Origin of the sequence: Dietzia sp. UBA5065 (genome assembly GCA_002415925.1) — a bacterium.
Classification (GTDB): domain Bacteria; phylum Actinomycetota; class Actinomycetes; order Mycobacteriales; family Mycobacteriaceae; genus Dietzia.
This window is the reverse complement of sequence record DIAZ01000011.1, coordinates 1-337: the sequence shown is the minus strand read 5'-3', so window position 1 is coordinate 337 and position 337 is coordinate 1. Positions and strand designations below refer to the sequence as shown.

1 protein-coding gene is annotated in these 337 nt (G+C 71.5%); it reads right to left on the bottom strand.

Features of this window, described 5'->3' with window-relative positions; genetic code table 11:
* Positions 1–337: aldehyde dehydrogenase family protein (locus B4M60_RS00980; protein WP_291079494.1), on the bottom strand; the 337-nt coding region annotated here is incomplete at both ends.

Here is a 337-nt window from a genome sequence, read left to right as displayed (position 1 = left end):
CGCGTCCAGGTTCGCGTCCTTGTCGACGAGCAGTGCGTCCTTGCCGCCGCCCTCGATCACGACCGGGGTCAGCGTCTCGGCGCAGGCGGCCATGACCTTGCGGCCCGTCGCGGCCGAGCCGGTGAACGCGAGCTTGTCCACGTCGGCCCTGCACAGGGCGTTGCCCGTCGACCCGTCACCGGTGATGGTCTGGATGAGCGGCTGCGAGGCGCCGAGCGAGTCCCAGACCTCCGCGAGCCAGACGCCGACCCCGGGCGTGAGCTCACTGGGCTTGAACACGACCGCGTTGCCGGCCGCCATCGCGTAGGACAGCGTGCCCATCGGCGTGAAGACGGGG